The 8,317-nt window shown below is 62.1% G+C and carries 7 protein-coding genes; 4 read left to right on the forward strand and 3 right to left on the reverse strand.

Going from position 1 to position 8,317, the window contains the following annotated elements; translation table 11 throughout:
- The 3 genes from AS26_RS12740 to AS26_RS12750 all read right to left on the reverse strand — a co-directional run.
- Positions 1–1,028: NAD(P)-dependent alcohol dehydrogenase (locus tag AS26_RS12740; RefSeq protein ID WP_062310303.1), on the reverse strand; the 1,028-nt coding region annotated here is incomplete at its 3' end.
- Positions 1,029–1,136: 108 nt separating this feature from the next.
- Positions 1,137–1,967, reverse strand: a complete 831-nt coding sequence (locus AS26_RS12745) for a mechanosensitive ion channel family protein (RefSeq protein WP_245629772.1) — start codon at positions 1,965–1,967, stop codon at positions 1,137–1,139.
- A 96-nt stretch (positions 1,968–2,063) separates the two neighbouring features.
- Positions 2,064–4,181: a peptidoglycan D,D-transpeptidase FtsI family protein gene (locus AS26_RS12750; protein ID WP_062310279.1), complete on the reverse strand. Its 2,118-nt coding sequence runs from the start codon at positions 4,179–4,181 to the stop codon at positions 2,064–2,066.
- A 225-nt stretch (positions 4,182–4,406) separates the two neighbouring features.
- On the opposite strand from AS26_RS12750, the gene AS26_RS12755 reads away from it, so the two are divergent.
- The 4 genes from AS26_RS12755 to AS26_RS12770 all read left to right on the forward strand — a co-directional run bounded on the left by AS26_RS12755 (position 4,407) and on the right by AS26_RS12770 (position 8,133).
- Complete coding sequence (locus AS26_RS12755) at positions 4,407–5,702, forward strand: O-antigen ligase family protein (protein ID WP_062310282.1); 1,296 nt, start codon at positions 4,407–4,409, stop codon at positions 5,700–5,702.
- Positions 5,699–6,952: a glycosyltransferase family 2 protein gene (locus AS26_RS12760; protein WP_062310285.1), complete on the forward strand. Its 1,254-nt coding sequence runs from the start codon at positions 5,699–5,701 to the stop codon at positions 6,950–6,952. Before AS26_RS12755 ends, AS26_RS12760 begins: the two co-directional genes overlap by 4 nt.
- Positions 6,953–6,963: 11 nt before the next feature.
- Positions 6,964–7,686 (forward strand): DUF1345 domain-containing protein, encoded by a 723-nt coding sequence (locus tag AS26_RS12765; RefSeq protein WP_062310288.1) that lies wholly within the window; start codon positions 6,964–6,966, stop codon positions 7,684–7,686.
- 183 nt (positions 7,687–7,869) lie between these two features.
- Positions 7,870–8,133 (forward strand): hypothetical protein, encoded by a 264-nt coding sequence (locus AS26_RS12770; RefSeq protein WP_062310299.1) that lies wholly within the window; start codon positions 7,870–7,872, stop codon positions 8,131–8,133.
- The last annotated feature ends 184 nt before the right edge of the window (positions 8,134–8,317 follow it).

An 8,317-nucleotide genomic window follows, 5' to 3' on the forward strand; every position in this document is an offset into this window, starting at 1 on the left:
CATGCCTGTGGGTACACCACGACCTTGACGCTCTCGGTCTTGTTCGTCCGCGCGCGCTCGAGCGCGTCGGCGGTCTGGGCGAGCGGAAAGGTGTCGGTGATGAGATCCCAGACGTCGAGTTCCCGCATGAGCTGAATCCCTGCCGGATACGTGTTGGCATATCGAAAGACCCCGGCGATCTCGATCTCGCCGTCCGCAATCTGCGTCAAATCGAGTTCGCGAAGCGGCGCCTGGGACAGCCCGACAATCACGAGGCGCCCGCCGCGGCGCAGGGCCGGCAACAAGGACGCCACCGCGTCTGGATGGCCCGCCGTCTCGATGGCCACATCGACGCCCTCGGGAAATCGCTCGTGAACGGCGTCCGCGATGGCCCCGCGCTTCGCGTGCACCGCCTCCGTGGCCCCGAGCTGAAGCGCGAGTTGAAGCCGCTTTTCGACGGTATCGCTCACCACCACGTCGCCCGCGCCGAGCCGCCGCGCGGCCGCCACCGTGAAGAGCCCCACGGGCCCCATCCCCGCGATGGCGACGCGATCCCCGGGGCGCATGCCGGATCGGCGGATGGCGTGGAGCGCCACGGAGAACGGCTCAACCATGGCCGCCTGTTCGTACGACATGTCGTCCGGGATGGGGTGGACAAAGTCCGCGCGGTGCGCGATGTACTGGGCAAACGCGCCGTCGACGGGCGGCGTCGCCAGGAAGCGGACGTGCGGACACAGGTTGTAACGCCCCGATTTGCAGGCGTCGCAGCGCCCGCACGTCACCCCGGGCTCAATCGCCACGCGCTGGCCTGGGCGCAGGTGCTTGACGCCCGCGCCGACGGCCACGACGACGCCGCTCGCCTCGTGGCCGAGAATCAGGGGGCCTTCCACGACGTACCGCCCGATCCGGCCGTGTTCATAGTAGTGGACGTCCGAGCCGCACACCCCGACCGCCTCCACACGGATCAACACCTCGTCCGAGGAGGGATTGGGCACCGGGACCTCGCGGACCTCCACTTGCCGCGTGCCGACGAGGTACGCCGCTTTCATCGTCTTGGGAATGGCGCTCAACCCTGCCACGAAAACTCCCCTTTCTGGCGCATCCTCTGCACTTCAATTCTAGTATACCGAAACGGATCAAGCGCGCACGACGCGCGTTCACCCCTGCGCCCGAAACACCGCGATGGCCTCTCGAACGACCTCGAGGTCGAGATCGGCAGGAATTTCGACCTGAACGGTGTACGTGTCGGCCGAAAACTCCTTGATGGCGAGCACCGCGCGGTCACCCGTCATTTCGGACATCTTCGCCTCAAAGTCCCGAAACGAAACGGCGTAGGGAAGCGGCACCGTGCACAACTTGTTCCCTTCTCGGGCGCCCACCGTAATGGCCGAACTGACCACCGAGGCGTTCGGCAACACGCGGCGCACGCCGCCCTCCTCAAGAATCGTGTGATACCAGTTCACGTCCACCACGGTCCCGCTGTACTCCACACCGCCGAAGAGATACGTGCGGACGCTGACGTACTCCCCGAGTTGAAAGGGCCGCACAGCAAACAACACCAGACCGGCGATGAGGTTGGCGAGCGTGGATTGCGCACCCACGCCAACGATGACGCCCGTCACCGCGCCGCCGACGAGGATGCTGCCCACCTTCACCTGCAGCAAATTGAGACCAATCACCAGGACGAACGCGTAGCCGACGGCGCTCAGCGCTCGGTTCAACACGCTCAGCACGCGGATGTCCGCGCTCGGATGCCGAGACGCCATAGCGTTCACCGTGCGCCGGAGTTGATTCACCAACAGGGCACCCACCAAGAACCAGGCGAGCGCGATGCCCCATTCGATGATCTGCCGATCCAACGAGGGCAGCGACTGAAGCCGTTCGGACTCCCGGCCCAGGTACGCCACGACGGCCAGTCCGACGAGCAGGATGAGATACAGGGTGAATCGACGCCACCCACCGGAGCGCCGGCGGAACTCCTCCGTCAATGAAGACACCTCGATTTCAAGACTCGAGAAAGGCCACAGCGGACGCTCGCTGTGGCCACACAAGTGACTTCATGATAGCGCAGTGATGCATCGCCATCAATGGCTCTCTTCCGGCAACAGGTACGCGGGCGACTGCGTCCAGTTGGATGGAATGGCCGTATTGGTCCACTGGCTCTTCGGCATCCAGGGCTCGTGATGCTCGTCGAAATACGCGTCGATCATCTTGCGCGCCAGAATAGCCGAGAAACTCGCGCCATAGCCCCCGCCCGGCGCCATCACGGCCACCGCGACGAGCGGATGATTGAGCGGGGCGTAGCAGATAAACACCGAGTTGTCCGTCCGGTGTCCGTTGATGACAATCTGCGCCGTCCCCGTCTTCCCGGCGGCCTGATACGGCGCGCCCAAGAAGGCGTAATAGGCCGTGCCCGCCGGATTCGACGTCACGCCGTACATACCCTGCTTGATGAGATCCCACTGCCACGGCGCGGCACTCACCCGGCCCAAGATCTGCGTCTTGTAGGTGAGAATCGGCTTCGCCCCCGAATTCGGCGTGCCGTTTGGCGCATACACGTTCTCAAGCAGGTGCGGCTTCAGCCTGAGCCCCTCGTCCGCCAGGGTCATAGCATACACGCCGAGCTCCATCGGCGTGAACATCTGCGACTGGCCAATCGCCGCGTCCGCCAGGCTGGCCGGCGATCCGTAGTTCACGTACTTGCCCGTTTTTGCGAGAGACGCTTCGCTCTCCTGCAGGTTGTATGGCACCTGAATGTTGCCCTTCCGGTAGTCCTCGATGTAGAACTCGCCGTGCTCCTCGAAGGGAAGGTCGATCCCCGTCAGCGTGCCCAGGCCGAAATCCTCCTCCTCCTGGAACATCGCGTTGATGCCCTTCACAAAGTCCGTGTCCAGGTAGTTTTGATAGCTCCCATCCGAGGAGGGATACGTCCCCCCAGACGTCGTGCTCGATCCGAACCACTTCCCCAGGTGAAGCCCGAGCTCATAGAAGAACACGTCGCTCGACACGGCGATGGCCTCAATGGGATTCACCCAGCCAAACACAAAGCCCTCATCCTCATTCTTGCGCTGCGTCCCAATGTAGATGTACCCGTCGTCCAAGATCTCGGTCTTTGGCGTCACCACGCCCGCCTTGAGCGCCGCCAGCATGTTGGCCGGCTTCACCGTCGAGCCCGGATAGTTGTACGTGCCAATGACGTCGTTCAGCTGAGCCCCCGACGTCTCCAGGTAGTGGACGTGATCGACATACGTTCCATTCGTGTACCAGTTCGGATCCAGGTACGGGTAACTCACCATCGCAATCACGCCGCCCGTCTTGACGTTCAGCATGACCGCCGCGGCGTCCGTGATGTCCTGCTTGTTGGTCTGCGACGAGTCGATCATGTTCTGCAGCAACTCCTGCGCCACCGCCTGCTCGTGGCCGTCCAGCGTGAGCTGAATGTTGTCCCCGTTCTGCGGGGCGATCTCGCCCACACTTCCGACCGCCGTCCCGCTCGACGTGACCGTCACCAGCTCGTAGCCCGGCTTTCCCTGCAGGAGGTGCTCGTACTCGTACTCAATGCCCGTCTCCCCCACCTGCTGGCTGTACAGGTACCCCTTATATTGGCTCACATTCTGAGCCGTGATGGCCCCAACGTAGCCAAGCACTTGCCCGGCGAGATCGCCGTACGGATATTGGCGTTCGTAATCCTGCACCACCTGCACGTTCGGTAACTCGCTCTGGTGCTCGACGACGTACGCCACCTGTGCATCAGTCACGTTCCGAGCGAGCGTCACCTGCAGTGCCCCCGGATTGCTCTGCATGGCCTGATAGAGGGACTGAGGGGTCGTCTGAAGCACAGGCGCCAGAATGGACGCGACGCGACGCATTTCCGCATCCGATATCTGCGTGTAGCGGTTGAACTGGATGGTCAACACGGGTTTGTCCCACGCCAACACTTGGCCGTTCGCGTCGTAGATCCAACCGCGCTGCGGCAGGATGGGCACGCGGGCATACTGCGTCAACTGTTCCGAGTCGCGAAACGATGCGCCCTTCACCACCTGCACGTATCCCAAGCGCAGAATGAGCGAGGTGAACGAGAGAAAGACGAGGCTGTACAGCACGTGAACGCGGAAGCGGCGCCGCTTCGCCATTTTCGTCGGATCAGGCGGGGTCACGGCCCGCTCCCGCCGCTTGGTACGCTTTGTTCTCGACCTTCGCACCGAATCTCACTCCGTCCCAGAGTCTCCACCGCTATTTAAATCAGACCTGCGCCGCCCGGCGCAAGTTCACCCGCGGCCGAGCTCGCCATGCGGCGATCTTCGTCGAAACGTTTGCCAAAATGTCGGAAACCGAACGTATGCGCCCTGCAGATTTTCGGGTAGAATGAGTATAGTGTGGTTCGCAGGACGAGCCATGTCCGAATTTGGAGTGCTGGGAGTGCTGGCATGTCGCGAGACAATCCGGGCTCGGTCCTGTTGTCGTTCGAAGCGCGTGCGGCGCAGGGCAAGCGCATCGCCTACCTGGCCGTCTATGCGCTTGGCGCGTTCGCCATCATCAACCAGGGCTTGGACGTCACGTTTCTGGCGCCCCTCGCCAACGTGTGGGGCGCGCTCGCGGTGTTCGCGCTGGCTTGGGCGGCGCTTGTCCGCCGCGCATACGGCGTGAAGGTATCCCAACCCGCGTGGGCGCGGTACGCGTGGTGGTACGTGCTTTACACGCTCTGCCTCGTGTTGGCGGATCTCAAATACCCCGTCTTCGCCCTGAACGCGTGGACGGTGGACGTGGAATACATCTTTGTCGGGCTGCTCGTGCCGCTCGCCCTCGACGCGGAGGACACCCTCCAGCTGTTCTATGGCGTGATCGCCATGTCTATGCTGATGGGTGTAGACGGTTGGTTTCAATTTCTCATCAAAGTGCCCATCCCAAGCCAGTGGCTCGACGTCGGTGAACACGTGCGGACCCGCGTATTCACGGTGATGAAGTCGCCGGCGGAGTTCGGCGCGAACCTCGAACTCACCCTGCCGCTGATGCTCGGCCTGTTCGCCGTGGATCGGGACAAGCGGCGCCGCGTCGCGTATCTGGCAGGCGCCGTCATTGGACTCGGCGCACTCTTCATGACGTACGATCGCGGCTCCTGGCTGGGCCTTTTCGCGGCGGCCGTGCTGGTGTCGGCGGCGTTTGAGCGGCGCCTCCTGCCCGTGCTGGCGGGCATCGCGGCGCTCGGCCTGTGCGTGCCGTCGCTTCGGCACCGGGCGCTCGACCTGTTCAACCCGGTCTACTTCGTGAAGTCGTCTGCAGGCGGGCGCATGGCGCTTTGGCAACAGGCGTTCGACGTGATGTCCCGAAATCCGCTCTTCGGATCTGGACTCGGGTACTACGGCGGCTATGTGGCAACGTCCCATAGTTTTTCCGCGTTCTCCGACAATTACTACGCCAAGGTGCTCGGAGAGACCGGTATGCTCGGGTTGGTGCTGTTCATGGCCATGCACGCCGCCATCGTGCGCGATATGATGCGTTGCGTGCGGCAAGCTTCCGGCGCCTCGCGCCTGTTCGCGCTGGCTGGGCTCACCGGGATCCTGGCCATTTTGATTCACAGTTTCGTCGAGAACCTGTTTGAATACAATTACACTGCGAGCTTGTACTACCTGATGGTGGGGCTCTTGTTCACGTGGGGTCGCAGCATGCCAGAGGCGAATGAGACGCGCAGCCGCTGGCGGAAAGCGAGGATGTCGGACGAATGACACTCATGTACCTGCTCTGGGACACGTTCTATGCCGCGTTGAAGCTCGTGACAGGCCTTGTGGCGCTGTACCAGATTGTGCTGTCCATATACGGCATCTGGCACCGCAGACGGCCCATCACGCACGCGCCGCAGAAGCGCTTTGCCATCATCATCCCGGCGCACAACGAGGAGTGCGTGATCGGCCCGCTCCTGGAAAGCCTGAAGCGCCAGACATATCCCGCGGACCTGTACGACGTACACGTCATTGCAGACAACTGCACCGACGGCACCGCGGAGCGCGCGCGGGCGCACGGCGCGATGGTCCACGTCCGCAAAAACCGCGCGGAACAGGGTAAGGGGTACGCCATCGAGTGGATGCTTGCGCGACTGAAGGAGATGGGCACGCGCTACGATGCCATCGTGATGTTTGACGCCGACAACTTGGTTCATCCGGACTTTCTCGCCATCATGAACGACCACCTTTGCAGCGGCGATCGCGTCATCCAGGGATATCTGGATACCAAGAATCCGTTCGACTCCTGGGTCAGCGTGTCGCTCGCCATCTCCTACTGGTTCGACAATCGACTGTGGCAATACGCCCGCGCCCGCCTGCATCTGCCGTGCACGCTCGGCGGCACAGGCCTTTGCATCGATTATCCGCTGCTGCAGGAGATGGGGTGGAAGGCGACGGGCCTCACGGAGGACCTGGAATTCGGCATTCGCTGCGTACGCAGGGGCATCATCCCCGTGTGGGCGCACGACGCGCGCGTGTATGATGAAAAGCCGACGAGCTTCGCCGCGTCTTTCCGCCAGCGGTTGCGCTGGCAGCAGGGCCATTTCCAGTGCGCACGGGAGCATTTGATCCCCATGTTCCTCGAGGGGCTGCGCGAGCGGAACCTCGCCAAAATCGATATGGCCATTTACCTGTTTCAGCCCATGAGGTCCATGTTGCTGTTTGCGGGCGCGATGATTGTGCTTGGCCTTCACTATCTGTCACCGGATCCGACCGGCGCGGCGTCCAACCCGGCTGCACTCATGGTCACGAATCTATGGGTGGCGGTCAACCTCATCCTGTTCCTTGAGGTCCCGCTCGCGTTGCTGCTCGAGCGGGTGAACTGGCGTGCGTATTTCGCCCTGCCACTTCTCCCATTCTTTCTCTGGACGTGGGGACCTGTGACGCTCCAGGCCTATTTCACGCGCAGCAACCGGACGTGGTACCACACGGTGCACAAGCGCGCGATTCGCTTGGATGAGCTGCGTGAGCGGTGAGGAGGGAAACGGTGAACCGAGATTCGCACGGTTCCCATGACGAGGCGCACGACTCCGTGCGCACGAGCTCCCTTGAATCGCGCATCGAAGAGGAATTCGACGAGATCGCTCATTATGCGCGGCGCGTGCCGCGCGCCTGGTTTTTTGGGGCGCTGGTCGTCATTGGCATCCTGCTCACGTTCGCTTCGATGATCATGCATATTGCGCCGTGGTGGATGAGCGCGGGATTGTTTGCCTTGCTCGTGGCGCTTCTCGCCGCAGCCATCTGGCAAGAGCACGACGTGTGGGCACGGCGGCTCGCACTCACCACCATCTCGGTCCTCACGATGTTCCTCGTGGTGAGCATTACGTACCTCGTCCACGCGCTCTTTCACGAAAACATCTCGGCAGTGGCGCTGTTTCGAGACGCACTGCTCCTTTGGGTGACCAACATTTTTGTGTTTGCCGCGTGGTATTGGGAGATCGATCGCGGCGGACCCATTCGGCGCCACCGAGGCAACCCCGAACCGCCGGATCTCCTCTTCCCGCAGATGATGGCGGATGTGGCTGACTGGAAGGGATGGCAGCCGACGTTCATCGACTACCTGTATCTCGCCTTCAACACCAACACCGCCTTTAGCCCAACCGACACGGCAGTATTGTCCCGTCGCATGAAGCTGCTGATGATGACGCAATCCGTGCTCGCGCTCGTGGTGGTCGCCGTGGTGGCGGGGCGCGCCATCAACATTGGCTGATGGCGAGATCGGACGATATCGAGGTGAGCGTCGCGGGAGTGCTCCTCCTTCCCAGGTGTCTGCCCCGGTCCCAGCCAAGGTCGACATGCCTGCTCGCGGCGGTTTGAGCCGATTTTAAGACCTTTCCCCTATAGTGCTGGTAGGCCGGCCTGGCCAAACTTAGCCATCAAGGTGGGGGTTACCATGAAAAAGCCGATTCTGGCAAGCGTGGCAGCGCTGACGTTGTTGGCAGCGCCGAGCGTTGCGTTTGCAGGCACAGAGAAGGCCGCGCATCCAGCGCATGCCGTCGTGCACGTGCACAAGGCCAAGACGAGTGCGGCGCACAAGACAGCGGCCAAAAAGTCGACAAAGACCGCGCCGAAGAAGACGGTTGCCAAGAAACCCGCTGCGCACAAAACATCTCACAAGACGGCGAGCAAGAACACGTCCAAATCGAAAAAGAAGTAACCCCGAGGCGCGGCGAGCCCGTCGCCGCGCTCCGCTTTTCTTGGCTTCACGTGAACAGTACCGATTCCGCTGGCTGTCAAGTTCCCGCTCGCTTCGAACTCTTTCTATGCAAGGGCTCATTTGCTATCACTTAAATTCTTGTTCTTCACCTTCTTTTTACTCTTATGTCGAGCCGCATCTTCGT

This window comes from Alicyclobacillus sendaiensis NBRC 100866, from assembly GCF_001552675.1.
In the GTDB taxonomy this organism is placed as follows: Bacteria; Bacillota; Bacilli; order Alicyclobacillales; family Alicyclobacillaceae; genus Alicyclobacillus; species Alicyclobacillus sendaiensis.

What these genes read in the sequence shown, in the direction of transcription:
- AS26_RS12755 (WP_062310282.1), top strand. Translation starts at nt 4,407, where the DNA reads ATGTCGCGAGACAATCCGGGCTCGGTCCTGTTGTCGTTCGAAGCGCGT.
- AS26_RS12760 (WP_062310285.1), top strand. Translation starts at nt 5,699, where the DNA reads ATGACACTCATGTACCTGCTCTGGGACACGTTCTATGCCGCGTTGAAG.
- AS26_RS12770 (WP_062310299.1), top strand. Translation starts at nt 7,870, where the DNA reads ATGAAAAAGCCGATTCTGGCAAGCGTGGCAGCGCTGACGTTGTTGGCA.